Annotated in this window: 31 protein-coding genes; all 31 read right to left on the bottom strand. The window is 42.7% G+C overall.

Going from position 1 to position 24,802, the window contains the following annotated elements:
• Positions 1–14 precede the first annotated feature (14 nt).
• The 31 genes from secY to rplL all read right to left on the bottom strand — a co-directional run bounded on the left by secY (position 15) and on the right by rplL (position 24,753).
• A complete protein-coding gene (gene secY / locus NSQ54_00930; protein ID WYP26717.1) occupies positions 15–1,310 on the bottom strand; it encodes a preprotein translocase subunit SecY in 1,296 nt (431 codons plus the stop codon).
• On the bottom strand, positions 1,310–1,750 hold the full coding sequence (rplO, locus tag NSQ54_00925) for a 50S ribosomal protein L15 (GenBank protein WYP26716.1): 441 nt from the start codon (positions 1,748–1,750) through the stop codon (positions 1,310–1,312). The genes secY and rplO overlap by 1 nt, the downstream gene beginning before the upstream one ends.
• Positions 1,751–1,781: 31 nt before the next feature.
• Positions 1,782–1,970: a 50S ribosomal protein L30 gene (gene rpmD, locus NSQ54_00920; GenBank protein WYP26715.1), complete on the bottom strand. Its 189-nt coding sequence runs from the start codon at positions 1,968–1,970 to the stop codon at positions 1,782–1,784.
• A 13-nt stretch (positions 1,971–1,983) separates the two neighbouring features.
• On the bottom strand, positions 1,984–2,484 hold the full coding sequence (gene rpsE / locus NSQ54_00915; protein ID WYP26714.1) for a 30S ribosomal protein S5: 501 nt from the start codon (positions 2,482–2,484) through the stop codon (positions 1,984–1,986).
• Positions 2,485–2,508: 24 nt separating this feature from the next.
• Complete coding sequence (gene rplR, locus NSQ54_00910) at positions 2,509–2,871, bottom strand: 50S ribosomal protein L18 (GenBank protein WYP26713.1); 363 nt, start codon at positions 2,869–2,871, stop codon at positions 2,509–2,511.
• Positions 2,872–2,901: 30 nt separating this feature from the next.
• Positions 2,902–3,438, bottom strand: a complete 537-nt coding sequence (gene rplF / locus NSQ54_00905) for a 50S ribosomal protein L6 (protein WYP26712.1) — start codon at positions 3,436–3,438, stop codon at positions 2,902–2,904.
• A 32-nt stretch (positions 3,439–3,470) separates the two neighbouring features.
• Positions 3,471–3,869 carry a 30S ribosomal protein S8 gene (gene rpsH / locus NSQ54_00900; protein ID WYP26711.1) on the bottom strand — a complete coding sequence of 133 codons (399 nt, stop codon included), beginning with the start codon at positions 3,867–3,869 and terminating at the stop codon, positions 3,471–3,473.
• Positions 3,870–3,898: 29 nt separating this feature from the next.
• Entirely contained in the window at positions 3,899–4,084 is a 186-nt protein-coding gene (locus NSQ54_00895) for a type Z 30S ribosomal protein S14 (GenBank protein ID WYP26710.1), read from the bottom strand.
• A gap of 29 nt (positions 4,085–4,113) precedes the next feature.
• Positions 4,114–4,653, bottom strand: a complete 540-nt coding sequence (gene rplE, locus NSQ54_00890) for a 50S ribosomal protein L5 (protein WYP26709.1) — start codon at positions 4,651–4,653, stop codon at positions 4,114–4,116.
• A gap of 28 nt (positions 4,654–4,681) precedes the next feature.
• A complete protein-coding gene (gene rplX, locus NSQ54_00885) occupies positions 4,682–4,993 on the bottom strand; it encodes a 50S ribosomal protein L24 (GenBank protein WYP28470.1) in 312 nt (103 codons plus the stop codon).
• Between the two features lie 45 nt (positions 4,994–5,038).
• Positions 5,039–5,407 carry a 50S ribosomal protein L14 gene (rplN, locus tag NSQ54_00880; protein ID WYP26708.1) on the bottom strand — a complete coding sequence of 123 codons (369 nt, stop codon included), beginning with the start codon at positions 5,405–5,407 and terminating at the stop codon, positions 5,039–5,041.
• Between the two features lie 34 nt (positions 5,408–5,441).
• The gene (gene rpsQ / locus NSQ54_00875) at positions 5,442–5,702 is read right to left on the bottom strand and encodes a 30S ribosomal protein S17 (protein ID WYP26707.1); all 261 of its coding nucleotides are present in this window, start codon (positions 5,700–5,702) and stop codon (positions 5,442–5,444) included.
• Positions 5,703–5,718: 16 nt separating this feature from the next.
• Positions 5,719–5,922: a 50S ribosomal protein L29 gene (rpmC, locus tag NSQ54_00870; GenBank protein ID WYP26706.1), complete on the bottom strand. Its 204-nt coding sequence runs from the start codon at positions 5,920–5,922 to the stop codon at positions 5,719–5,721.
• A complete protein-coding gene (gene rplP, locus NSQ54_00865) occupies positions 5,912–6,346 on the bottom strand; it encodes a 50S ribosomal protein L16 (GenBank protein WYP26705.1) in 435 nt (144 codons plus the stop codon). The genes rpmC and rplP overlap by 11 nt, the downstream gene beginning before the upstream one ends.
• Before the next feature lie 2 nt (positions 6,347–6,348).
• On the bottom strand, positions 6,349–7,008 hold the full coding sequence (gene rpsC / locus NSQ54_00860) for a 30S ribosomal protein S3 (GenBank protein WYP26704.1): 660 nt from the start codon (positions 7,006–7,008) through the stop codon (positions 6,349–6,351).
• 3 nt (positions 7,009–7,011) lie between these two features.
• Positions 7,012–7,353, bottom strand: coding sequence for a 50S ribosomal protein L22 (rplV, locus tag NSQ54_00855; protein ID WYP26703.1), 342 nt, complete (start codon positions 7,351–7,353; stop codon positions 7,012–7,014).
• 26 nt (positions 7,354–7,379) lie between these two features.
• Positions 7,380–7,658, bottom strand: coding sequence for a 30S ribosomal protein S19 (rpsS, locus tag NSQ54_00850; GenBank protein WYP26702.1), 279 nt, complete (start codon positions 7,656–7,658; stop codon positions 7,380–7,382).
• A gap of 63 nt (positions 7,659–7,721) precedes the next feature.
• Complete coding sequence (gene rplB / locus NSQ54_00845) at positions 7,722–8,552, bottom strand: 50S ribosomal protein L2 (protein WYP26701.1); 831 nt, start codon at positions 8,550–8,552, stop codon at positions 7,722–7,724.
• Positions 8,553–8,579: 27 nt separating this feature from the next.
• Positions 8,580–8,867, bottom strand: a complete 288-nt coding sequence (gene rplW / locus NSQ54_00840; protein ID WYP26700.1) for a 50S ribosomal protein L23 — start codon at positions 8,865–8,867, stop codon at positions 8,580–8,582.
• Positions 8,867–9,490: a 50S ribosomal protein L4 gene (rplD, locus tag NSQ54_00835; GenBank protein WYP26699.1), complete on the bottom strand. Its 624-nt coding sequence runs from the start codon at positions 9,488–9,490 to the stop codon at positions 8,867–8,869. Before rplD ends, rplW begins: the two co-directional genes overlap by 1 nt.
• Positions 9,491–9,519: 29 nt before the next feature.
• Entirely contained in the window at positions 9,520–10,149 is a 630-nt protein-coding gene (rplC, locus tag NSQ54_00830; GenBank protein WYP26698.1) for a 50S ribosomal protein L3, read from the bottom strand.
• Between the two features lie 86 nt (positions 10,150–10,235).
• Complete coding sequence (gene rpsJ, locus NSQ54_00825; protein ID WYP26697.1) at positions 10,236–10,544, bottom strand: 30S ribosomal protein S10; 309 nt, start codon at positions 10,542–10,544, stop codon at positions 10,236–10,238.
• Between the two features lie 748 nt (positions 10,545–11,292).
• The gene (tuf, locus tag NSQ54_00820; GenBank protein ID WYP26696.1) at positions 11,293–12,483 is read right to left on the bottom strand and encodes an elongation factor Tu; all 1,191 of its coding nucleotides are present in this window, start codon (positions 12,481–12,483) and stop codon (positions 11,293–11,295) included.
• Between the two features lie 123 nt (positions 12,484–12,606).
• Entirely contained in the window at positions 12,607–14,685 is a 2,079-nt protein-coding gene (fusA, locus tag NSQ54_00815) for an elongation factor G (protein WYP26695.1), read from the bottom strand.
• Positions 14,686–14,791: 106 nt separating this feature from the next.
• Positions 14,792–15,262, bottom strand: a complete 471-nt coding sequence (gene rpsG / locus NSQ54_00810; GenBank protein WYP26694.1) for a 30S ribosomal protein S7 — start codon at positions 15,260–15,262, stop codon at positions 14,792–14,794.
• 35 nt (positions 15,263–15,297) lie between these two features.
• Positions 15,298–15,717, bottom strand: coding sequence for a 30S ribosomal protein S12 (gene rpsL / locus NSQ54_00805; protein ID WYP26693.1), 420 nt, complete (start codon positions 15,715–15,717; stop codon positions 15,298–15,300).
• 108 nt (positions 15,718–15,825) lie between these two features.
• Complete coding sequence (locus NSQ54_00800; GenBank protein ID WYP26692.1) at positions 15,826–16,074, bottom strand: 50S ribosomal protein L7ae-like protein; 249 nt, start codon at positions 16,072–16,074, stop codon at positions 15,826–15,828.
• 88 nt (positions 16,075–16,162) lie between these two features.
• Positions 16,163–19,786: a DNA-directed RNA polymerase subunit beta' gene (gene rpoC, locus NSQ54_00795; protein WYP26691.1), complete on the bottom strand. Its 3,624-nt coding sequence runs from the start codon at positions 19,784–19,786 to the stop codon at positions 16,163–16,165.
• Positions 19,787–19,915: 129 nt separating this feature from the next.
• Positions 19,916–23,452, bottom strand: coding sequence for a DNA-directed RNA polymerase subunit beta (rpoB, locus tag NSQ54_00790; protein WYP26690.1), 3,537 nt, complete (start codon positions 23,450–23,452; stop codon positions 19,916–19,918).
• Positions 23,453–23,708: 256 nt separating this feature from the next.
• Positions 23,709–24,311, bottom strand: coding sequence for a class I SAM-dependent methyltransferase (locus tag NSQ54_00785; GenBank protein WYP26689.1), 603 nt, complete (start codon positions 24,309–24,311; stop codon positions 23,709–23,711).
• Between the two features lie 73 nt (positions 24,312–24,384).
• Complete coding sequence (gene rplL / locus NSQ54_00780; GenBank protein ID WYP26688.1) at positions 24,385–24,753, bottom strand: 50S ribosomal protein L7/L12; 369 nt, start codon at positions 24,751–24,753, stop codon at positions 24,385–24,387.
• Positions 24,754–24,802: the final 49 nt, after the last annotated feature.

Raw genomic sequence — 24,802 nt, 5'->3', positions numbered from 1 at the left:
CCCCCGATGCATGTTTACTTAATGAAGCCTCTATATGAGCGTTTGATTAACTGCCCTTCTATTTGTTTCATTGTATCTAGTGCTACACCTACAACAATTAGTAAACCTGTACCGCCAATTTGTATTGCTTCAGGCAGATTCATAATTTGAATGAAAATAACAGGGATAATTGCAACCGCAGCAAGGAACAATGAACCAACAAAAGTCAAACGATATAAGATGCGTGTTAAGTAACTTTGTGTGGTTTTTCCAGGACGAATTCCAGGGATATATCCACCTTGCTTCTTAAGATTTTCTGCCATTTTTTCCGGATTAACCTGAATGAATGTATAGAAGTACGTAAAAGCAATAATTAACGCAACGAATACAATCGCACCATACGGGTTACTAGGAGTAAAGATCTCAACTACCGATCTTGCAAACCCATTCTCTGCTCCAAAGAAACCAGCAATAGTTCCAGGGAAGTAGAAAAGCGCGGATGCAAAGATAACTGGAATTACCCCAGACGCATTTACCTTTAATGGTAAGTGTGTCGATTGGCCACCTGTAGTCGCACGGTTGTTTACTTGACGTTTAGCATATTGAACAGGAACCTTACGGAGAGCCTGTTGAATGTATATTACTCCTACGATAATCAAAAGAACAGCAATTGCCAGAACAAGAAGTGTGATAATGCTTAGGAATAATCCATCGCCCGCACCCTCGATCTGAGATGTATATAACTGGTTAAGACCATTTGGAATCCCTGCTGCAATACCTGCAAATATAATAATAGAGATTCCATTTCCAACACCGTTTGCGGTGATTTGCTCACCAAGCCACATAAGAAAGGCTGTACCTGCTGTTAGAACCACAGCGATAAAGACATAAGTCATCATGCCCGGGTTCTCGATCAGACCAGGTGCAAGTGAGTTGAAACCGATTGACATCCCTAGTGCTTGAACAAAACCTATAACGATCGTTCCATAACGAGTTACCTGTGCCAGCTTACGGCGCCCCGCTTCACCTTGTTTTGCCCACTCGGTGAATTTAGGTACCACGTCCATTTGTAACAATTGTACAACGATGGATGCTGTAATATATGGCATAATGCCCATTGCAAAGATCGAGAAGTTCCCTAATGCCCCTCCCCCAAAGGTGTTCAAAAAGCCAAATGCATTTGCTTCATCAAAGAAGGTTAATACCTCACTATTTGAACCTGGGATAGGAATGAAACTTCCGATACGAAAAACGATGAGCATAAGAAGGGTGAAAATAACCTTACGGCGAAGATCACCCACTCGGAAAATGTTGGAGATCGTCCGGAACATTAAACCACCTCGGTTTTTCCGCCAGCTGCCTCAATCGCTTCAACTGCTGATGCTGAAAACTTGTTTGCTTTCACAGTTAGCTTTTTATCTAGCGTACCATTACCTAGTACTTTAATTCCGTCTTTTACGTTCTTAACTGTTTTAGACTCGATAAGAAGTTCCGGAGTAACTTCTGTACCAGCGTCAAAACGATTAAGTACATCAAGACTGATTACTGAATACTCTTTACGAGTACGGTTAGTAAATCCGCGTTTCGGTAAACGACGGTAAAGTGGATTTTGTCCACCCTCAAATCCTGGACGAACTCCGCCACCAGAACGTGAATTTTGACCTTTATGGCCTCTACCAGATGTTTTACCATTTCCAGAACCAATTCCTCGGCCCACGCGATTACGAACTTTACGAGAACCTTCTGCAGGCTTCAACTCATGAAGTTTCAATGTCGACACCTCCTCTTTCAAAAATTGCTATTTATGCTTCGATTTCTTTAACAGTTACCAAGTGACTTACTTTGTTAACCATACCACGGATCGCAACGTTATCACGTTGAACAACCGTTTGGTGCATTTTACGTAAGCCTAGCGTGTTAACGGTAACGCGCTGATCTTCAGGGCGACCAATCAAACTACGCGTGAGGGTAATTTCTAATTGCTTAGCCATTTAATGTCCCTCCTTATCCTAAGAGTTCTTCTACGGATTTGCCACGAAGTTTTGCAACTTCTTCAGCACGTTTTAGGTTTGATAGCCCTTGGATTGTAGCACGTACCATGTTAATTGGGTTGTTAGATCCCAATGATTTAGAAAGGATATCGCCTACACCAGCAAGTTCAAGTACTGCACGTACAGGACCACCAGCGATAACTCCAGTACCTTCAGAAGCTGGTTTAAGAAGTACTTTACCTGCTCCGAAATGTCCTAGAATTTGGTGAGGAAGTGTTGTACCTACAACTGGAACCTCGATAAGGTTCTTTTTTGCGTCCTCAACAGCTTTACGGATTGCTTCAGGAACCTCCTGAGCTTTACCCATACCAAAACCAACGTGACCGTTTTTGTCGCCAACTACAACGAGTGCAGCAAAGCGAAAACGACGTCCGCCTTTTACAACTTTCGCTACACGGTTAACCGTAACGACTTTTTCTTCAAGCTCTAACGTATTAGGGTCAATACGACGCATTTATTTTCCCTCCTTATCTGTTTCTTAGAATTTCAGACCAGCTTCACGCGCTGCATCTGCAAGAGTTTGTACACGTCCGTGATAGATATATCCGCCACGGTCAAAGACGATTGTTTCATGTCCTTTTTCCACTGCACGTTTTGCTACTAGAGAACCAACTTTTTCAGCTGCTTCTTTGTTCGCACCGTTCTCTAGGCCAAGCTCTTTATCAAGAGAAGAAGCTTGAGCCACTGTCACACCATTTACATCATCAATAAGTTGAGCATAAATGTGTTTAGAAGAACGGAAAACGTTAAGACGTGGACGTTCAGGCGTACCAGTAATGGCGCGACGAACGTGAGCGTGTCTTTTCTTACGTGCCTGATTTTTGTTCGGCTTCGTAATCATTAAACGTCATTCCTTTCGCTAGCTAATTAATTATTTACCAGTTTTTCCTTCTTTACGGCGAACATTTTCACCTTCATAGCGAATTCCTTTACCTTTGTAAGGCTCAGGCAGACGAACAGCACGGATGTTAGAAGCTAATGCTCCAACAGCTTGCTTATCAATCCCTTTTACAACTACTTTTGTGTTAGAAGGAACTTCAACTTCGATACCTTCAGCTGGTACGATCTCAACTGGGTGAGAGTAACCAACGTTAAGAACAAGTTTGTTTCCTGATTTAGATGCACGATAACCTACACCTACAAGCTCAAGCCCACGCTCGAAGCCTTTTGTAACTCCCTCAACCATGTTGTTGATTAGGCTACGAGTCGTTCCATGAAGAGCACGGTGCTCTTTTTGGTCAGACGGACGTTCAACCGTGATCTCTTTTTCTTCAACGTTTACTTTCATGTCCGGGTGCAAATCGCGGCTCAGTTCACCTTTAGGACCTTTTACTTTAATAAAAGTACCTTCTAGTGTAACTGTAACATCACCAGGAACTTCAATTGGTTTTCTACCAACTCGGGACATACATTACACCTCCATTCGATTCAAACACACTCTTACCAAACGTAAGCAAGTACTTCTCCACCGACTTGCTGTTGACGAGCATCTTTGTCTGTCATAATGCCTTTTGATGTTGAAACAAGCGCAATTCCAAGTCCGCCAAGTACGCGAGGAAGTTCCTCAGCTTTAGCATACACACGAAGTCCTGGCTTGCTGATACGTTTAAGGCCTGTGATTACACGTTCGTTAGTTGAACCGTATTTAAGGAAAATACGAATCACACCTTGTTTGCTGTCTTCGATATATTCAAAATCGCGAATGAAACCTTCACGCTTCAAGATATCGGCAATTTCTTTCTTGATTGTTGAAGCAGGCAGCTCAAGCTTCTCATGACGAACTAAGTTCGCGTTACGAATACGAGTAAGCATATCTGCGATAGGATCTGTCATAACCATGTTTAATTACCTCCTTCCCGTTCTAGGTATTACCAGCTTGCTTTTTTAACGCCAGGAATTTGACCTTTATAAGCGAGTTCTTTAAAGCAAATACGGCAAAGTTTAAATTTCTGAATTACTGAATGCGGACGTCCACATTTTTCACAACGTGTATATTCCTGCACTTTGAATTTTGGCTTACGCTTTTGTTTTGCGATCATTGATTTTTTCGCCAATGTGTTCCCTCCTAATCAAGAAGACTTAATTACTTTTGAAACGGCATACCCATTTGAGTTAGCAACTCACGTGCTTCTTCATCTGTTTGAGCAGTCGTTACGATAACGATGTCCATTCCGCGTACTTTATCTACTTTATCGTAGTTAATTTCAGGGAAAATTAGTTGTTCTTTAACTCCAAGTGTGTAGTTACCGCGACCATCAAATGCTTTCTTTGAGATCCCACGGAAATCACGTACACGTGGAAGAGAAACACTAACTAATTTATCAAGGAAATCATACATACGCTGTCCGCGAAGTGTAACTTTAGCGCCGATTGGCATACCTTCACGTAGTTTAAAACCAGCGATAGATTTCTTTGCTTTTGTGATAACTGGCTTTTGACCAGCGATCTCAGTTAGTTCTTCAACAGCTTTATCAAGTGCTTTCGCATTTGATACTGCTTCACCAACACCCATGTTGATGACAATCTTATCAAGTTTCGGAACCGCCATAGTTGAGCTGTATTTGAACTTCTCAACTAATGATGGAGCGATTTCCTGAGAGTACTTTTCTTTTAAACGACTCATTTAAAGGTCCTCCTTTCAGACGTGTTGATTACTTGTCTAGCGCTTCGCCAGAACGTTTTGCAACCCGTACTTTTTTACCGTTCTCTTCTTTATATCCGACACGTGTGCGCTCTCCTGATTTAGGATCAACGTGCATCACGTTAGATGAGTGAATTGATGCTTCTTGGTTAAGGATGCCGCCTTGTGGATTATCCTGAGATGGCTTCGCGTGTTTCTTAACAAGGTTTACACCTTCAACAAGCACACGGCTCTTCTTAGGAAAAGCTTCAAGAACAACTCCTTGCTTACCTTTGTCTTTACCAGCGATCACGATAACAGTGTCACCTTTTTTGACATGCATGTTTGACATATTTGCACCTCCCTGGGTCTTGCATTCAATCGTTACTTATAGAACTTCTGGAGCAAGAGATACGATCTTCATGAATTGGTTATCACGAAGTTCACGAGCAACTGGTCCAAAGATACGAGTTCCACGTGGGCTCTTATCATCACGTACAATTACAGCTGCGTTCTCATCAAATTTGATGTATGAACCATCAGCACGACGAGCACCAGTTTTTGAACGTACGATTACAGCTTTAACAACTTCACCTTTTTTGACAACGCCACCTGGTGTTGCTTGTTTTACCGAGCAAACAATAACGTCACCAATGTTAGCTGTTTTACGACCTGATCCACCTAGTACTTTAATACATAGTACTTCGCGAGCACCAGAGTTATCTGCAACCTTTAAACGGGATTCTTGTTGAATCATATGAGTTTACCTCCCTTCAAATCAAGAGCTTTTATTAAATAATAACCGCTTCTTCCACGATTTCTACTAGACGAAAACGTTTGTCCTTTGAAAGCGGACGAGTTTCCATGATTCTAACGATATCACCAGTTTTAGCAGTGTTCTCTTCATCATGGGCTTTCATTTTCTTTGAATACTTAACACGTTTTCCGTACAAACGATCTTTCTTGTATGTTTCAACAAGTACCGTAATGGTTTTATCCATTTTGTCGGAAACAACGCGACCTTGATATACTTTACGCTGGTTGCGTTCCATTTAGCAAACCTCCTCTTTAGCCGTTATTAATTCCAAGCTCACGCTCACGCAAAACGGTCTTTGTACGAGCAATGCCTTTACGTACCTCACGGATACGAGAAGGATTGTCTAATTGACCAGTTGCTAGTTGAAAGCGAAGGTTAAATAACTCCTCTTTCAATGTTTGAGTCTGTTTTTCAATCTCAGCAGTGGTTAAATTACGGATATCATTAGCTTTCATTTGCGTCACCACCCAGTTCTTCACGTTTTACAAACTTAGTTTTGAGCGGTAATTTGTGAGAGGCAAGACGAAGAGCTTCACGAGCAACTTCTTCAGATACTCCAGAAATTTCAAACATAACCTTACCAGGTTTCACAACGGCAACCCATCCTTCAGGTGCCCCTTTACCAGAACCCATTCGTACTTCTAAAGGCTTAGCAGTGTATGGTTTAGAAGGGAAGATCTTGATCCAAACCTTACCACCACGTTTCATGTAACGAGTCATTGCGATACGAGCAGCTTCGATTTGACGGTTAGTCACCCAAGAAGCTTCTGTAGCTTGTAGTCCGAATTCACCGAAATGAACTTCAGTACCACCTTTTGCACGTCCACGCATTTTTCCGCGATGTTCGCGACGATATTTAACACGTTTAGGTAATAACATGATTAGTTGCCTCCTTCCTCTTTTTTAGTTCCTTTCGTTGGAAGGACTTCACCACGGTAAATCCAGATTTTCACACCGATTTTACCATAAGTAGTATCTGCTTCAGCTGTACCGTAGTCGATGTCAGCACGAAGAGTATGAAGTGGAACTGTTCCTTCGTTGTAATGCTCAGCACGCGCGATATCTGCTCCACCAAGACGGCCAGATACTTGCGTTTTAATTCCTTTTGCTCCAGAACGCATAGTACGTTGGATAGATTGTTTCATTGCACGACGGAAAGAGATACGGTTCTCAAGTTGACGAGCAATATTTTCAGCAACAAGCTTCGCATCAAGATCAGCTTGCTTGATTTCAAAGATGTTAATGTGAACTCTTTTACCAGTTAGGTCGTTTAGCGCTTTACGAAGAGCTTCAACCTCTGATCCACCTTTACCGATTACCATTCCTGGCTTTGCAGTAGAGATTGTGATATTCACACGATTAGCAGCACGCTCGATTTCTACTTTAGAAACGGATGCTTCTTTTAAACGAGTTTCGATATAATCACGGATTTTAATATCTTCGTGAAGTAGGTTTGCATAGTCTTTATCTGCGTACCATTTAGACTCCCAGTCACGAATAACACCAACCCGAAGACCTATCGGATTAATTTTTTGACCCATGCGTTATCCCTCCTTCTTCTCAGTTACAACAATCGTAATATGGCTACTACGTTTGTTAATTTTACTTGCACGTCCCATCGCACGTGGGCGGAAACGTTTAAGAGTTACACCTTCATCAACAAAGGCTTCACTAATAACAAGATTATTAGGCTCCATCTCGTAATTGTGTTCTGCATTAGCAATAGCTGAATTCAATAGCTTTTCTACTACCGGCGAGGCAGCTTTTGGAGTATGACGTAAAATAGCCACTGCTTCTCCAACATCTTTGCCACGAATCAAGTCTATAACCAAACGCACTTTACGAGGAGCAATACGAATTTGTTTTGCTACAGCTTTAGCTTGCATGGTCTTAAACCTCCTCTCTTCAATCCTTAACGTCTAGTTTTTCTATCGTCAGCAGCGTGACCTTTGTAAGTACGGCTTGGTGCGAATTCGCCAAGCTTGTGTCCTACCATATCCTCAGATACGTATACAGGTACATGCTTACGACCATCATAAATTGCAAATGTGTGACCGACGAAATCAGGAAAGATCGTTGAACGGCGAGACCATGTCTTGATAACTTTCTTATCGTTCGTCTCGTTAAGAGCTTCAACTTTTTTCATCAAGTGATCATCAACAAAAGGTCCCTTTTTTAAACTACGGCTCATGAGATTTCCTCCTTCCGTGATTGGCAACCGGCTCCCTGGTTTGAGAACCGAAGCCATATCGCGTTATTTTTTGCGACGACGTACAATGTACTTGTCAGATTGGTTGTTCTTCTTACGTGTTTTGTATCCAAGAGTTGGTTTACCCCATGGAGACATTGGAGATTTACGTCCGATTGGAGATCTACCTTCACCACCACCGTGTGGGTGATCGTTCGGGTTCATTACAGATCCACGAACCGTAGGACGCTTACCTAACCATCTAGAACGACCGGCTTTACCGATGTTCACAAGTTCGTGCTCAAGGTTACCAACTTGACCGATTGTAGCGCGGCAAGTAGATAGAATGTAACGAGTTTCACCTGAGTTCAGACGAACAAGTACATATTGACCTTCTTTACCAAGAAGTTGAGCTTCTGCACCAGCAGAACGAACAAGCTGACCACCTTTACCAGGACGAAGCTCGATGTTGTGAATAATAGTACCTACTGGAATATTGCTAAGTGGTAATGTGTTACCTACTTTGATATCCGCTTCAACACCTGATTCAACAACAGTTCCGACCTTAAGGCCTTTTGGAGCTAAGATGTAGCGTTTTTCACCATCTGCATAGTGAAGTAACGCAATGTTAGCAGAACGGTTTGGATCATATTCGATCGTAGCAACGCGTCCTGGAATTCCATCTTTGTTACGTTTGAAATCGATGATACGGTATTGACGTTTGTGTCCGCCACCTTGATGACGTACAGTCAATTTACCTTGGTTGTTACGACCGCCTTTTTTGTGTAAAGGAGCTAGTAACGACTTTTCCGGCTTATCCGTCGTTAGTTCAGCGAAGTCAGATACTGACATGCCACGACGACCGGCACTGGTTGGTTTATACTTTTTAATAGCCATCTTTAATTCCCTCCTTCTTTGTTAATGTTACCCTTCAAAGAAGTCTAGTTCTTTACTTTCAGGCGTTAATGTAACAATAGCTTTTTTACGGCGAGCCGTGTAGCCAGTGTAACGTCCGAAACGTTTTGACTTCCCTTTGGAGTTAATTGTATTTACGTTAGAAACCTTAACTTCGAAGATTTCCTCTACAGCTGATTTGATTTGAGTTTTGTTCGCACGAACATCAACTTCGAAAGTGTATTTCTTTTCTTCCATCAAATCAGTTGAACGTTCAGTAATGATAGGGCGCTTTAAGATATCACGAGCGTTTGACATTATGCAAGCACCTCCTCTACCTTTTCAACAGCCGCTTTTGTTAGAACTAGCTTGTCGTGCTTAAGCACATCAAGTACGTTAACAGAGTCAGCAGTTAAGACTGTTACATTTGGAAGATTACGACTTGAAAGTTCTACATTCTCGTTGTAGTCAGAAACAACAACTAGAGCTTTTTTCGCAATAGAAAGTCCAGACAGGACAGCTGCCATGTCTTTTGTTTTGATTGCGTCAAATTTAAGATCTTCAAGTACAACAACCTCAGAAGCTTGAACTTTGCTTGATAGCGCAGATTTGATCGCTAGGCGACGAACCTTCTTAGGAAGTTTGAAGCTGTAGCTGCGTGGTGTAGGTCCAAAAACAACTCCACCGCCAACCCATTGTGGTGAACGGATAGAACCTTGACGAGCACGTCCTGTACCCTTTTGGCGCCATGGTTTACGACCGCCTCCGCGAACTTCAGAGCGTCCTTTAGTTTTGTGAGTTCCTTGACGTAGAGATGCTTGTTGCATTACTACTGCGTCATGTAACACACTCTCATTTGGTTCAATTCCGAATACGGAATCAGCAAGCTCGATATCGCCAACTTCTGAACCAGTTTGATTAAATACTGTAACTTTCGGCATGATGTGGCCTCCTTTCTTCTATAAATCGATTAGTTAGCTTTAACTCCGGACTGAATTGCAACATAACCTTTTCTTGCTCCAGGAACATTTCCTTTTACTAGTAAAAGATTACGTTCAGCGTCTACTTTTACGATTTCCAAGTTCTGAATCGTAATTGTTTCTCCACCCATACGTCCAGGAAGAAGTTTTCCTTTGAATACACGGTTTGGAGCAACAGGACCCATTGAACCAGGACGACGGTGGTAACGTGAACCATGGGACATCGGTCCGCGAGATTGGTTATGACGCTTAATAGCACCTTGGAAACCTTTCCCTTTAGATGTTCCTGTTACGTCTACTACATCGCCTTCTGCAAAAGTTGTTACGCTAAGCTCTTGTCCGACTTCATAGTCATCTAGAGTAACGTTACGGATTTCCTTGATGTAGCGCTTAGGAGTCGTTTGAGCTTTTGCTGCATGCCCTTCAGACGGTTTTGTAGTGTTGTTTTTCTTCTGGTCAGCAAATCCAAGTTGGATTGCTTCGTAACCATCAGAATCAACTGTTTTCTTTTGCAGAACCACGTTTGGTTCAGCTTCAATTACTGTTACTGGGATGACTTCGCCATTCTCAGCAAATACCTGAGTCATACCGATTTTTCTACCTAAGATTCCTTTGGTCATCCGTTACACCTCCTATATAATTAAATCATTTTATTGGTTTGCCATTTTATCGGAAGCGGTCTAGCCGCTTGAAAGCAAGTTAACTATTATAGTTTGATTTCGATGTCTACGCCAGACGGTAAGTCTAAACGCATTAACGCATCCACAGTTTGTGGTGTTGGTTCAACGATATCAATCAAACGCTTATGTGTACGCATCTCGAATTGTTCACGAGAATCTTTGTACTTATGAACAGCACGAAGAACCGTGTACACTGATCTCTCAGTTGGAAGCGGAATCGGTCCTGATACACTTGCACCCGAACGTTTAGCCGTTTCTACGATTTTCTCTGCTGATTGGTCCAAAACACGGTGATCATAAGCTTTTAAACGAATACGAATCTTTTGCTTTGCCATTATAGCCCCTCCTTTTTCGTCCATTTTTATAAACAGACATACTCCGCGAAAATTTCATACACTCTGCCATGGCAATGGGGCCGGGTGTATCAGCAACCTTCCGCATCATCGATGTCAATGCACTTACACTTTTCTCTTCTTCATCCGAACAAGATAATTATAGTTTGGGCACACTTCTACTATTATAAAGACTAAGACTTGTAATTGCAAGGCTTTTTAAAAAGAAATTTGTTGATAGAGCAGGGTTTTTCTGAATACGCGCGGTCCCAGCTGTCAATTGGTAAAAAAGACTGGGCAGTGCAGGGATTCGCTACCGGGAAGGGGGGCACGCTTTCCTAGGGAGGGCGGTGAACTAGTCCTGGCTTTGCCAGTTCTATTTCATCCCTGCCCTTTGCTCCCTTAGGAGTCGGCCTCCCCTTCCCGTCCGCTTTGTTTGTGCCTTTTATATTTTATATAGAAGAAACATTAACTTGATTAATCTTTAAATACTTATCCTTCTAATTAGTGATTACTATCTGCTCTAGATAAATCACTTCAGCTCTACTCTTATATTTGAGTGACTCCGTTAATTAGCTCGTACTTTTTGTTCTTCTCATTCATTCGATCCTACGTATTATAGTAGAGAATTGCAGCGTTGTAAAATGGATGTTTCTTCTATTGTAATAGTGGACGAATTAGATTTTTTTAAAACGTGTTTAAGGAAAAAGAAAAAGCACCCCTTAGAGGGATGCTTTGTTCTTTAGTGAAATTACTTCTGGATAGAAGCTACAACACCAGATCCAACTGTACGTCCACCTTCACGAATAGAGAAACGAGTTCCTTCTTCGATCGCGATTGGAGAGATAAGCTCAACAGTCATTTCTGTGTTATCACCAGGCATTACCATTTCAATGCCTTCTGGAAGGTGTACAACACCCGTTACGTCAGTTGTACGGAAGTAGAACTGAGGACGGTAGTTTGTGAAGAATGGAGTGTGACGTCCACCCTCATCTTTAGATAGTACATAAACTTCAGAAGTGAAGTTTGTGTGTGGAGTGATTGTACCTGGCTTAGCAAGTACTTGACCACGTTGGATATCATCACGAGATACACCACGAAGTAGTGCTCCAATGTTGTCACCAGCTTCAGCATAGTCAAGAAGCTTACGGAACATCTCAACACCAGTTACAGTTGTTTTCTTAGCTTCTTCAGCAATACCGATGATTTCTACTTCGTCACCAACGTTAAGTTGACCACGCTCTACACGACCAGTAGCAACCGTACCACGACCTGTGATTGAGAATACATCCTCAACAGGCATCATGAATGGTTTTTCTTTGTCACGTGGAGGAGTAGGAATGTATTCATCTACTGCGTTCATAAGCTCGATGATTTTTTCTTCGTAATCTGCATCACCTTGAAGGGCTTTAAGTGCAGAACCTTGGATAACTGGAACGTCATCACCAGGGAAGTCATACTCAGAAAGAAGATCACGTACTTCCATTTCTACAAGCTCAAGAAGCTCTTCGTCGTCTACCATGTCACATTTGTTTAAGAATACAACAAGTGCAGGTACACCTACGTTACGAGAAAGAAGGATGTGCTCACGAGTTTGTGGCATTGGACCGTCAGCAGCAGATACTACTAGGATTCCTCCGTCCATTTGTGCAGCACCAGTGATCATGTTTTTAACATAGTCAGCGTGTCCTGGGCAATCTACGTGTGCGTAGTGGCGGCTATCAGTTTCGTATTCAACGTGAGCTGTAGAGATTGTGATTCCACGCTCGCGCTCCTCTGGAGCTCCATCAATAGCGTCATACGCCATTGCTTGACCTTTACCAGAACGCTTAGCAAGTACAGTTGTAATTGCAGCAGTTAATGTCGTTTTACCATGGTCAACGTGTCCAATAGTACCAATATTGGCATGTGTTTTGGAACGATCGAATTTTTCTTTACCCATGATTCATTTCCTCCCTTTAATTGAACAATTCATTTATTTTTTTAAGAAAGATGGTTCGCCCGGTAAGGGTTGTACATCATCCTTAGCTTACAACAAAATTCTTTTGGAAACAATCGCGAACGATTACTCTCCAGTTTGTTTCTTGATAATTTCAGCTGCGACACTCTTCGGTACTTCTTCATAATGATCAAAGAACATAGAGTACGTACCGCGTCCTTGTGTGCGTGAACGAAGAGATGTTGCATACCCAAACATTTCTGCAAGAGGTACAAACGCTTTAACGGTTTGTGCGTTACCGCGTGCTTCCATTCCTTCAACACGTCCACGACGAGCTGTAACATCACCCATAATGTCACCCATATACTCTTCAGGTACAACAATCTCTACCTTCATAAGTGGCTCAAGAAGAACCGGGTTACACTTGGTTTTGGCATTTTTCAGAGCCATTGATGCAGCAATCTTAAAGGCCATTTCATTGGAATCGACATCATGGTAAGAACCATCGAAAAGACGAGCTTTAATGTCGATTACAGGGAAGCCAGCAATCATACCGTTATCAAGTGCTTCTTCAATACCTGCTTGAACCGCTGGTACGTATTCACGAGGAACAACCCCACCAACAATTCCATTCTCAAATTCAAAGCCTGCGCCCTCTTCGTTAGGAGAGAACTCAACCCATACGTGACCGAACTGTCCACGTCCACCAGATTGACGAACGAACTTACCTTCAACCTGAGCAGATTGGCGAATCGTTTCACGATATGAAACTTGAGGTGCACCAACATTCGCTTCTACTTTGAATTCACGTTTCATACGGTCAACAATGATATCAAGGTGAAGCTCACCCATACCACCGATGATTGTTTGACCCGTTTCTTCGTCAGTGTGCGTTTTGAATGTTGGATCTTCTTCTGCAAGCTTAGCTAATGCCATACCCATTTTATCTTGGTCAGCTTTAGACTTAGGCTCAACAGAAAGGTGAATAACCGGCTCTGGGAAGTCCATTGATTCTAAGATAACAAGGTTCTTCTCATCACATAGTGTATCACCAGTAGTCGTATCTTTAAGACCTACAGCAGCAGCAATATCACCAGAGTAAACCGTAGAGATTTCCTCACGTGAGTTTGCATGCATTTGTAGGATACGACCTACGCGCTCACGCTTGTCTTTTGTAGAGTTCTTAACATAAGAACCAGAGTCAAGCGTACCAGAGTAAACACGGAAGAATGTTAGTTTACCAACATAAGGATCCGTCATTACTTTGAAAGCAAGTGCAGAGAACGGTTGATCATCGCCTGGCTCACGAGTAACTTCTTCTTCAGAATCAGGAATGTGACCAGTGATCGCGCGAACATCAAGTGGTGATGGTAGGTAAGCAAGAACAGCATCAAGCATAAGCTGAACACCTTTGTTCTTAAATGCCGAACCACAGATTACAGGATAGAATTCAACGTTACAAGTTCCTTTACGGATTGCAGCTTTAAGCTCATCCTTTGTAATCTCTTCACCTTCAAGATACTTCATTGTTAATTCTTCATCAAGCTCAGCTACTGCTTCGATTAATGACTCATGAAGTTTCTCTGCTTGTTCTTTATACTCAGCAGGAATTTCAGTTGTTTCCCACTCCTTACCAAGGTCATCTTTGTAGATGTGAGCTTCCATTTCGATTAGGTCAATGATTCCAGTGAAATCATCTTCCGCACCGATTGGTAATTGAATTGGGTGAGCGTTTGCTTGCAAACGGTCACGAAGTGTTCCAACAGAGTACATGAAATCTGCACCGGTTTTATCCATCTTATTGACGAATACTACACGAGGAACACCATAAGTAGTTGCTTGACGCCAAACTGTTTCTGTTTGCGGTTCAACACCTGATTGTGCATCTAGTACCGCTACAGCCCCATCCAATACGCGAAGTGAACGTTCAACCTCAACTGTGAAGTCTACGTGTCCTGGAGTATCGATGATGTTAATACGATGGCCTTTCCATTGAGCTGTTGTCGCAGCAGACGTGATTGTAATACCACGCTCTTGCTCTTGCGCCATCCAGTCCATTTGAGAAGCACCTTCGTGAGTTTCACCGATTTTATGAACACGCCCTGTGTAAAACAGGATACGTTCAGTTGCAGTTGTTTTACCGGCATCAATGTGAGCCATGATTCCGATATTACGCGTATCTTTTAAGGAGAACTCTCTTGCCATAGTGTATTTCTCCTTCCTCAACGGTTAGATGATGTACAAAAAGTCAGGTTAAATCGCTACGCTCTTTAATCCTGCTTTTTGAAACACCTTATTAGTAGTTTTAATCTTACCAGCGATAGTGAGCAAACGCTTTGTTTGCTTCAGCCATCTTGTGCGTGTCTTCGCGTTTCTTAACAGAAGCACCAGTGTTGTTAGCAGCATCAAGGATTTCATTCGCAAGACGCTCTTCCATGGTTTTCTCTCCGCGTAGACGTGCATAGTTTACCAACCAGCGTAATCCTAAAGTTGTACGACGCTCTGGTTTAACTTCAATCGGCACTTGATAGTTTGTACCACCAACACGGCGGGCTTTAACTTCAAGAACTGGCATGATGTTCTTAAGAGCTTGGTCGAAAACTTCCATAGGATCGTTACCGCTGCGCTCCTTCACTGTTTCAAACGCATTATAAAGAATGGTTTGAGCAATTCCTCTCTTTCCGTCAATCATAATACGGTTGATTAGACGTGTAACAAGTTTAGAATTGTAGATCGGATCTGGCAATACGTCACGACGTGGGACTGGACCTTTACGAGGCATAGTCTCCCCTCCTTTCAAATTATCAATAAGTTAAATTATTTCTTTTCTTTTGGCTTTTTCGTACCATACTTCGAGCGTCCTTGCATACGGTTTTGTACACCAGCTGTATCAAGTGCGCCACGAACGATGTGATAACGTACCCCTGGTAAGTCTTTCACACGTCCGCCACGAATAAGTACTACACTGTGCTCTTGTAGGTTGTGTCCGATACCAGGAATGTAAGCTGTAACTTCAATTCCGTTTGTTAAACGAACACGCGCATACTTACGAAGCGCCGAGTTCGGCTTCTTCGGAGTCATAGTACCCACACGTGTGCAAACACCACGTTTTTGTGGTGAAGATACGTCTGTTTGGGACTTTTTGAAGCTGTTGAATCCTTTGTTAAGCGCTGGAGAATCTGACTTCTTCCCTTTTGCTTCACGGCCTTTACGGATTAACTGATTAATAGTAGGCATGATGATCCCCCTTCCCTCTAAAATAAGACCACTGATCCTGGTGGTTCATGTTTAGGCAAAAGTAATGTTTTTGCCAAACGGAAGACACCGGTCGGCAAAAACATTATATTACTTCCTTAACGCTACAGTGGCTGCGCCGACATCAATTCCACAAGCTTTTCCAAGCTTCTTCATTGAGTCGACATATACAATCGGAATGCGCTTTGTCTGAGCAAGCTGCTCAGCCTGTGTGACAATGCGAGTATCAGCATCACTGGCAATCACCAGCTCACTAACAAGATCATTGTCTAGCGCTTTAAGTGTCTGTTTTATACCAACAAATGGGTTTGAACCCTGTTCGACTTTTTCATAAGACATACGATATCCTCCAAAGCAACAGGTCTTCAGGCACACTTTGATATCTTAACACCCGCGCATATGCGTGTCAACCACCTATAGCATTTTTTTAGTCTTGTGAAATCATTTCCTCAAGCATTGCTTCCGCTTGTTCTTGCTGCGACTGTTGTGTATGCTCTGAGTGAATGCTTAAGTTACGGTAACGTTGCATACCAGTTCCCGCTGGAATCAGCTTACCAATGATAACATTCTCTTTAAGACCAAGTAGCTCATCACGCTTACCTTTAATTGCAGCATCCGTAAGAACACGAGTTGTTTCTTGGAATGATGCAGCAGATAGGAATGAATCAGTCTCAAGTGATGCTTTGGTAATACCAAGTAGAACAGGACGACCAGTTGCTGGGTTTTCACCATTGATTAGAACATTTCTGTTCTCATCGTTGAACTTCTGAATTTCAATTAGAGCACCTGGAAGGACTTTCGTATCACCAGAGTCTGTTACACGGATTTTACGAAGCATCTGGCGAACCATTACCTCAACGTGTTTGTCTCCAATTTCTACCCCTTGCATACGGTATACCTTCTGAACTTCTTTAAGAAGATACTCCTGTACTCCGTTCATACCTTTAACCTTCAGAAGCTCCTTAGGATCTACAGAACCTTCAGTGATGCTTTCACCAGCTACTACATAATCTCCTACAGACACTCTGATACGAGCTCCATAAGGAATTGCGTATGCTTTAGTTTCAAGCTCACTCTTCACTGTGATTTCACGCTTATCTCCATCTTTAAAGTCGATTACTTCACCATCAACTTCAGAGATAACCGCTTGACCTTTTGGATTACGAGCTTCAAATAGCTCCTGGATACGTGGAAGACCTTGTGTAATATCGTCTCCTGCTACCCCACCTGTGTGGAACGTACGCATTGTAAGCTGTGTTCCTGGCTCACCGATTGATTGGGCAGCGATGATACCAACTGCTTCTCCCACTTCAACGTCGCTTCCTGTTGCCAGGTTACGGCCGTAACACTTCTTACACACACCATGGCGTGTATTACACGTAAATACAGAGCGGATTGTTACAGCTTCCACACCAGCATCTAAGATGGCTTTGGCTGTATCTTCACCGATTAGCTCGTTTTTACCGATAAGAACGTCATTTGATTCCGGATGACGAACTGTTTTGAATGCTACACGACCAACAAGACGATCGTATAATCCTTCAATCACTTCGTTTCCTTCTTTAATTGCAGCAACTTCAAGACCGCGGTCAGTACCACAATCATCTTCACGGACAATAACATCCTGTGCTACATCAACTAGACGACGAGTAAGGTAACCTGAGTCAGCTGTTTTAAGGGCTGTATCCGCAAGACCTTTACGTGCTCCGTGTGTAGAGATGAAGTACTCGAGTACTGTTAGACCTTCACGGAAACTTGATTTGATTGGAAGCTCAATGATACGTCCAGATGGATTCGCCATTAGTCCACGCATACCCGCAAGCTGCGTAAAGTTAGAGGCGTTACCACGCGCTCCTGAGTCACTCATCATGAAGATTGGGTTGCTTCGATCAAGTGTACCCATTAGCTTGTTCTGGATAACATCCTTCGCTTCACTCCAGATGGAGATAACACGATCATAACGCTCTTCCTCTGTGATAAGACCACGACGGAATTGCTTAAGAATGCGTTCAACCTTTTCTTCTGCTTCAGCAAGGATGACTTTCTTCTCTGCAAGTACAACGATATCCGCTACCCCTACAGTAATACCTGCTTTAGTAGAATACTTAAATCCAAGATCCTTCATGCGGTCAAGCATTTTAGATGTTTCAGTGATCTTGAACTTCTTAAATACTTCAGCAATGATGTTTCCAAGGAACCCTTTCTTAAACGGAAGAATGACTTCCCGCTCAGCAAGTTCTTTTTTCACATCAGTTGTGCTTGGAACGATATATTTAGCTGGTGTTGCTACGGCTAGGTTGTAATCAGTCGGCTCATTCATATACGGGAATGACTCCGGAAGAATTTCGTTAAAGATTAGCTTACCTACAGTAGTTAACATCAGCATGCTTTGTTGCTCTTCTGTGAAGTTTGACTTCCCTAGAGAAGAAACCGGCACAGCCACACGTGTATGAAGATGAACGTATCCATTCTGGTATGCCGTAATGGCTTCGTTCGTATCTTTAAATGTAGAGCCTTGACCTTTTGCATCTGCACGCTCAAGAGTTAGGTAGTAGTTACCTAGTACCATATCCTGTGACGGCGTAACAACTGGCTTACCATCTTTCGGGTTCAAGATGTTTTGAGCCGCAAGCATAAGTAAACGAGCTTCTGCTTGTGCTTCTGCAGATAGAGGAACGTGAACAGCCATTTGGTCACCATCAAAGTCAGCGTTATATGCTGTACATACGAGTGGGTGAAGCTTAATTGCACGACCTTCTACTAGAATTGGTTCAAACGCTTGAATTCCAAGACGGTGAAGTGTTGGTGCACGGTTAAGTAGGACCGGATGCTCACGAATGACTTCTTCAAGCACATCCCATACTTCCGGCTGAACACGTTCTACCTTACGTTTTGCACTCTTAATGTTATGTGCAAGACCCTTACTAACAAGCTCTTTCATAACAAATGGCTTAAATAGCTCAAGTGCCATTTCCTTAGGAAGTCCACACTGATACATTTTTAAGTGAGGTCCTACTACGATAACCGAACGACCAGAGTAGTCAACACGTTTACCTAGTAAGTTCTGACGGAAACGACCTTGCTTCCCTTTAAGCATGTGAGAAAGAGATTTTAACGGACGGTTACCTGGACCCGTAACAGGTCTTCCGCGACGGCCGTTATCGATCAACGCATCTACAGCTTCCTGAAGCATACGTTTTTCGTTTTGAACGATGATGTTTGGTGCTCCAAGGTCAAGTAGACGCTTCAAGCGGTTATTACGGTTAATTACACGACGGTACAAGTCATTTAAGTCAGATGTAGCAAAACGACCTCCATCTAGCTGAACCATTGGACGAAGCTCTGGCGGAATAACCGGCAGTACATCAAGAACCATCCAAGAAGGCTCGTTACCTGAGTGACGGAACGCTTCAAGAACTTCTAAACGCTTGATCGCACGTGTACGACGCTGACCTTGTGCTGTTAAAAGCTCTTCTTTAAGAAGATCTACTTCTTTTTGAAGATCAATATCAGCTAAAAGCTTACGAATCGCTTCTGCTCCCATTTGTGCAGTAAAACCGCGACCGTATTTATCGTAATACGCTCTATATTCTTTTTCAGAAAGAAGCTGTTTCTTTTCAAGAGGAGTATCACCTGGATCTGTAACCACATAAGATGCGAAGTAAATGACTTCTTCTAATGAACGTGGAGACATATCGAGTACAAGTCCCATACGACTTGGAATTCCTTTGAAATACCATATGTGAGAAACAGGTGCAGCAAGCTCAATGTGACCCATGCGCTCACGACGCACCTTAGCACGTGTTACTTCAACGCCACAACGATCACAGACAACGCCTTTATAGCGAACACGCTTATACTTTCCACAATGACATTCCCAGTCTTTAGTTGGACCAAAAATACGCTCACAGAACAAACCATCTTTCTCTGGCTTTAATGTACGGTAGTTAATGGTTTCAGGCTTCTTTACTTCACCTCTGGACCATGAACGAATCTTGTTCGGTGATGCAAGGCCTATTTTCATATACTCGAAGTTATTTACATCTAGCAAGGGGTCAACCTCCCTTTTGATTTCCGTATCTGTACGAATGTCTATCTATTAATCCTGACAATGCAGAAAATGAAAGCAACAGGGAGAGTGGTTACCCGTCCCCCGGTTGCTTCTCTTATTCGTTACGCCTTACTTAGCGCTTGGCTCGAAGTTCAAATTCAGCTTATCGTTCCCTTGTTCTTCTTCATCATCAAGCTCTCTCATTTCGATTTCTTCTTCGTTACTTGAGAGCATCTTCACATCCATACCAAGTGACTGAAGCTCTTTGATAAGAACTTTAAAGGATTCAGGAACACCTGGTTCAGGTACGTTCTCACCTTTTACAATCGCTTCGTATGTTTTCACACGACCAACTACGTCATCTGATTTCACTGTCAGGATTTCCTGAAGTGTATAAGCCGCACCATATGCCTCAAGTGCCCAAACCTCCATCTCACCAAAACGCTGTCCACCAAATTGTGCTTTACCACCTAGTGGTTGCTGTGTAACAAGTGAGTATGGTCCAGTTGAACGAGCGTGTAGCTTATCATCAACCATGTGAGCAAGTTTGATCATGTACATAATCCCTACAGAGATACGGTTATCAAATGGTTCCCCGGTACGGCCGTCATAAAGGACAGTCTTACCATCGCGAGCCATTCCCGCTTCTTCAAGAGTTCCCCAAACATCTTCCTCACGCGCTCCATCAAATACAGGAGAGGCAACGTGTATACCAAGTTTACGAGCAGCCATACCAAGATGCAGCTCAAGCACTTGTCCGATGTTCATTCGAGATGGTACCCCTAGTGGGTTTAACATGATGTCGATTGGCGTGCCATCAGGAAGGTAAGGCATATCTTCCTCAGGAAGAATACGCGAGATAACCCCTTTGTTACCGTGACGACCGGCCATTTTATCCCCTTCATGAATCTTACGTTTTTGTACAATGTACACACGTACAAGCTGATTCACACCAGGTGGTAATTCGTCTCCATCTTCACGATTAAAGATCTTAACGTCAAGAACAATTCCATCTCCTCCGTGAGGTGCGCGTAATGAAGTATCACGAACTTCACGTGCTTTCTCACCGAAGATTGCATGAAGTAGACGTTCTTCAGCAGTTAATTCCGTTACTCCCTTAGGTGTAACTTTACCAACTAAGATATCGCCGTCTTTCACTTCTGCACCTGTACGAATAATTCCACGCTCATCCAGGTTACGTAGTGCATCTTCCCCTACGTTCGGGATATCACGAGTAATTTCTTCAGGCCCAAGCTTTGTATCACGAGCATCTGATTCATACTCTTCAATGTGAATCGATGTATAAACATCATCTTTAACTAGACGTTCACTTAGGATAATCGCATCCTCATAGTTGTAACCTTCCCATGTCATGAAACCAACCATTACGTTACGTCCAAGCGCCATCTCACCTTTTTCCATTGATGGACCATCGGCTAGTATTTCACGCTTGTCAACGATATCACCCTCTGCAACGATTGGGCGTTGGTTGTAGCTTGTTCCTTGGTTAGAACGGATAAACTTTTGAAGACGGTACTTATCAAGGTCGCCTTTTACATCTTGGCCGTCAACTTCTTCAATACGACGGACCCAGATTTCTTTTGCTGTTACGCGTTCCACTTCACCGCGGAATTTAGAAACGACCGCAGCTCCTGAATCACGTGCAGACACATGCTCCATTCCCGTACCAACGATTGGAGACTCAGGTACAAGTAAAGGCACTGCCTGACGTTGCATGTTCGCTCCCATTAGGGCACGGTTGGAGTCATCATTTTCTAAGAAAGGAATACAAGATGTCGCAGCAGAAACAACCTGCTTCGGAGATACATCCATGTAATCTAACTGATCACGAGGAACTGCCGTATTTTCTCCCTTGAAACGAGCAATAATATTATCATCAACGAATGATCCATCATCCATTAGCTTCGCATTCGCCTGTGCGACAACATAGTTATCTTCTTCATCCGCAGTTAAGTAATCGATCTGTGCCGTTACTTTCCCTGTTTCAGGATCCACTCGACGGTACGGAGTTTCCATGAAGCCAAATTCATTAACCTTCGCATATGAAGACAATGAGTTAATTAGACCGATGTTTGGTCCCTCTGGCGTTTCAATCGGACACATACGACCGTAGTGAGAGTAGTGAACGTCACGAACTTCAAATCCAGCTCGCTCCCTCGTTAAACCACCTGGTCCTAGTGCTGATAGACGACGTTTATGTGTAAGCTCAGCTAATGGGTTAGTTTGGTCCATGAACTGAGATAACTGTGAACTACCAAAGAACTCTTTAATAGACGCAATCACTGGACGAATGTTGATTAGTGCCTGAGGCGTAATCATATTCGGATCTTGGATTGACATTCTCTCACGTACCACACGCTCCATACGGGACAAACCAATACGGAATTGGTTTTGTAGTAACTCCCCTACTGAACGTAAGCGACGATTACCAAGGTGATCGATATCATCTGTATCGCCAACACCGTGTAGTAGGTTAAAGAAGTAGCTGATTGCAGAAATGATATCTGATGGTGCGATATGTTTTACATCGCGTTCAACCATACCGTTTCCGATTACATCAATTACTTGCTCTCCTTCACGATCGCTTGGTGCGTAAATTTTTACTGATTGAATCGTGACTTCCTCATCGTCAATCACTCCGCCTGATACATAAACCTTCTTGAATCCAACGTTGTTCTCAATATAAGGAATAATGCGGTCAAGCGTACGACGGTCAAGAACCGTACCTTCTTCTGCTAGAATTTCACCTGTTTCAGGGTCTACTAGCGTCTCAGCAAGGCGTTGGTTAAAGAGACGATTTTTTATATGAAGCTTTTTGTTCATCTTGTAGCGTCCAACATTCGCTAGGTCATAGCGCTTCGGATCAAAGAAACGAGAATCAAGTAGACTCTTCGCATTTTCAACCGTTGGCGGCTCACCAGGGCGTAGGCGCTCATAGATTTCAAGCAATGCTTTTTCTGTACTGTCTGTGTTATCTTTTTCAAGAGAGTTACGAAGGTACTCGTTTTCTCCGAGTAAATCGATCATTTCTTGATCAGAACCAAAACCAAGTGCACGCAAAAGAACCGTCACTGGTATTTTTCTTGTGCGGTCTATCCGGACGTAAACAATATCCTTCGCGTCCGTTTCAAGCTCAAGCCACGCTCCACGGTTAGGAATGACAGTGGCAGTAAACCCTTTTTTTCCGTTTTTGTCGGTTTTTTGACTGTAATATACGCTTGGGGAACGAACCAGTTGCGAAACAATTACTCGCTCTGCTCCATTAATGACAAACGTACCTGTATCTGTCATAAGAGGGAAGTCACCCATGAATACTTCCTGCTCTTTGACTTCACCTGTTTCCTTGTTAATCAAACGAACCTTAACCCGTAGTGGAGCAGCAAACGTTACATCACGTTCCTTAGACTCTTCTACTGGATACTTAGGTTCTCCCAGGCTGTAATCAATAAATTCCAAAACCAAATTCCCTGTGAAATCTTGGATCGGTGAAATGTCCTGGAACATCTCACGTAAACCTACATCAAGAAACCATTGGTAGGAAGCTGTCTGAATCTCAATCAAGTTAGGAAGTTCCAATACCTCATTGATTCTCGCGTAGCTTCTACGCTGGCGGTGACGTCCATACTGAATTAGTTGTCCTGCCAACTGATTCACCCCTTAAATCTCGCGTTATAGTATCTAAAAAGGCTATCCAATCTCTGAAATCAGAAGATTAAATGACCATTGTTCAAAAAAACTGACCTCACTTTACAACTCTACTACATTCAGAACAAACTGATTATAGCAGTATAACCAAATTTATCTAGCTGTATTCCTTGTAAAATCGATCTTTTACATGCTTCAACCAGAAAAATAGGCAATTGTACGCATTAAATGATAATACCACAAGGTAAGTGACGAGTCAATTTTTTCTTGCACGGATAATAAAATATCCCTTGTTTTTTTCAACTGTTTCTACTTCATCAAATAATTGACCTAATTTCTCTAGTGTAGAAGGAGCACCTTGCTTCTTCTGGATGACGATCCATAGCTCCCCCCCACTCTTCAAATGCGCGTGCGCTTGTTCATAGATTGAGAATACCGTTGACTTCCCCGCACGGATTGGCGGATTGGTTATAATCGCGGCATATTCATTATGAGGGACCTTATCGAACCCATCACTCTCAAAAACCAAAACGTTTTCCACTCGATTTTGTCGTGCGTTGATTCGTGCTAATGTACACGCTCGCTCGTTCACATCGAGTAGGTGTACCTCCCGTTTTGGATCAGCTTTTGCTAGAGTCAATCCAATTGGCCCATATCCACAGCCAACATCAAGTAGATCCCCCTCTACTTCAGGGAATTGAAAATGCTCAATTAGCGTTCTGCTTCCAAAATCTACTTCATGTTTCGAAAAAACGCCTCTATCTGATGTTAATTGCAAGCTATATCCACGCAGTTCAGTTGACCACGTTTTTTGCTCGCTCGGTGTACTTGGTTTATTGGAATAATAGTGTTCAGACATAAGAATCCTCCATTCTTTTACCTATGGACAAAAAAAGACTCGCTATGGCGCGAGCCTTTTCTTATTCAACTAATTACTTAACTTCAACAGAAGCTCCTGCTTCTTCAAGCTTAGCTTTAACTTCGTTAGCTTCGTCTTGAGAAACACCTTCTTTAATTGGAGCTGGAGCACCATCAACTAGTGCTTTCGCTTCTTTAAGACCAAGACCAGTTACTTCACGAACTGCTTTGATTACGTTGATTTTAGAACCACCAGCTGATTCTAGAATTACGTCAAATTCAGTTTGCTCAGCAGCAGCTTCGCCACCAGCAGCACCAGCAGCAGCTACAGGAGCAGCAGCAGTAACACCGAATTCTTCTTCAATAGCTTTTACTAGATCGTTAAGTTCTAGTACTGTCATTTCTTTGATTGCACCAATGATTTCTTCATGCGTTTTAGTCATTTGTAAATCCTCCTTGTTTTATAGGTTTTCACCTTTGTGTTTGTTACTA

The organism is Alkalihalobacillus sp. FSL W8-0930 (assembly GCA_037965595.1).
GTDB lineage: Bacteria > Bacillota > Bacilli > Bacillales > Bacillaceae_D > Alkalicoccobacillus.
The sequence above is the reverse complement of the archived record's forward strand: the minus strand, read 5'-3'. Positions and strand labels throughout refer to the sequence as shown.

Excerpts from the sequence above, each read along its gene's own strand:
- rpmD (WYP26715.1), bottom strand. The coding sequence starts at position 1,970 with ATGGCTAAGCAATTAGAAATTACCCTCACGCGTAGTTTGATTGGTCGC.
- rpsS (WYP26702.1), bottom strand. The coding sequence starts at position 7,658 with ATGAGCCGTAGTTTAAAAAAGGGACCTTTTGTTGATGATCACTTGATG.
- rplD (WYP26699.1), bottom strand. The coding sequence starts at position 9,490 with ATGCCGAAAGTTACAGTATTTAATCAAACTGGTTCAGAAGTTGGCGAT.
- rpsG (WYP26694.1), bottom strand. The coding sequence starts at position 15,262 with ATGCCTCGTAAAGGTCCAGTCCCACGTCGTGACGTATTGCCAGATCCG.
- rpsQ (WYP26707.1), bottom strand. The coding sequence starts at position 5,702 with ATGGAACGCAACCAGCGTAAAGTATATCAAGGTCGCGTTGTTTCCGAC.
- rplE (WYP26709.1), bottom strand. The coding sequence starts at position 4,653 with ATGAGTCGTTTAAAAGAAAAGTACTCTCAGGAAATCGCTCCATCATTA.
- rplP (WYP26705.1), bottom strand. The coding sequence starts at position 6,346 with ATGTTATTACCTAAACGTGTTAAATATCGTCGCGAACATCGCGGAAAA.
- rpmC (WYP26706.1), bottom strand. The coding sequence starts at position 5,922 with ATGAAAGCTAATGATATCCGTAATTTAACCACTGCTGAGATTGAAAAA.
- rplV (WYP26703.1), bottom strand. The coding sequence starts at position 7,353 with ATGCAAGCTAAAGCTGTAGCAAAACAAATTCGTATTGCTCCTCGTAAA.
- fusA (WYP26695.1), bottom strand. The coding sequence starts at position 14,685 with ATGGCAAGAGAGTTCTCCTTAAAAGATACGCGTAATATCGGAATCATG.
- rpsJ (WYP26697.1), bottom strand. The coding sequence starts at position 10,544 with ATGGCAAAGCAAAAGATTCGTATTCGTTTAAAAGCTTATGATCACCGT.
- rpsL (WYP26693.1), bottom strand. The coding sequence starts at position 15,717 with ATGCCTACTATTAATCAGTTAATCCGTAAAGGCCGTGAAGCAAAAGGG.
- secY (WYP26717.1), bottom strand. The coding sequence starts at position 1,310 with ATGTTCCGGACGATCTCCAACATTTTCCGAGTGGGTGATCTTCGCCGT.
- rplX (WYP28470.1), bottom strand. The coding sequence starts at position 4,993 with ATGCATGTCAAAAAAGGTGACACTGTTATCGTGATCGCTGGTAAAGAC.
- rpsE (WYP26714.1), bottom strand. The coding sequence starts at position 2,484 with ATGCGTCGTATTGACCCTAATACGTTAGAGCTTGAAGAAAAAGTCGTT.
- rplC (WYP26698.1), bottom strand. The coding sequence starts at position 10,149 with ATGACCAAAGGAATCTTAGGTAGAAAAATCGGTATGACTCAGGTATTT.
- rplL (WYP26688.1), bottom strand. The coding sequence starts at position 24,753 with ATGACTAAAACGCATGAAGAAATCATTGGTGCAATCAAAGAAATGACA.
- tuf (WYP26696.1), bottom strand. The coding sequence starts at position 12,483 with ATGGGTAAAGAAAAATTCGATCGTTCCAAAACACATGCCAATATTGGT.
- NSQ54_00800 (WYP26692.1), bottom strand. The coding sequence starts at position 16,074 with ATGTCTTATGAAAAAGTCGAACAGGGTTCAAACCCATTTGTTGGTATA.
- rplF (WYP26712.1), bottom strand. The coding sequence starts at position 3,438 with ATGTCCCGAGTTGGTAGAAAACCAATTGAAGTTCCTGGTGATGTTACA.
- NSQ54_00785 (WYP26689.1), bottom strand. The coding sequence starts at position 24,311 with ATGTCTGAACACTATTATTCCAATAAACCAAGTACACCGAGCGAGCAA.
- rpsC (WYP26704.1), bottom strand. The coding sequence starts at position 7,008 with ATGGGTCAAAAAATTAATCCGATAGGTCTTCGGGTTGGTGTTATTCGT.
- rplB (WYP26701.1), bottom strand. The coding sequence starts at position 8,552 with ATGGCTATTAAAAAGTATAAACCAACCAGTGCCGGTCGTCGTGGCATG.
- rplR (WYP26713.1), bottom strand. The coding sequence starts at position 2,871 with ATGATTACGAAGCCGAACAAAAATCAGGCACGTAAGAAAAGACACGCT.
- rpsH (WYP26711.1), bottom strand. The coding sequence starts at position 3,869 with ATGGTTATGACAGATCCTATCGCAGATATGCTTACTCGTATTCGTAAC.
- rplW (WYP26700.1), bottom strand. The coding sequence starts at position 8,867 with ATGTCAAACGCTCGTGATATCTTAAAGCGCCCTATCATTACTGAACGT.
- rplN (WYP26708.1), bottom strand. The coding sequence starts at position 5,407 with ATGATTCAACAAGAATCCCGTTTAAAGGTTGCAGATAACTCTGGTGCT.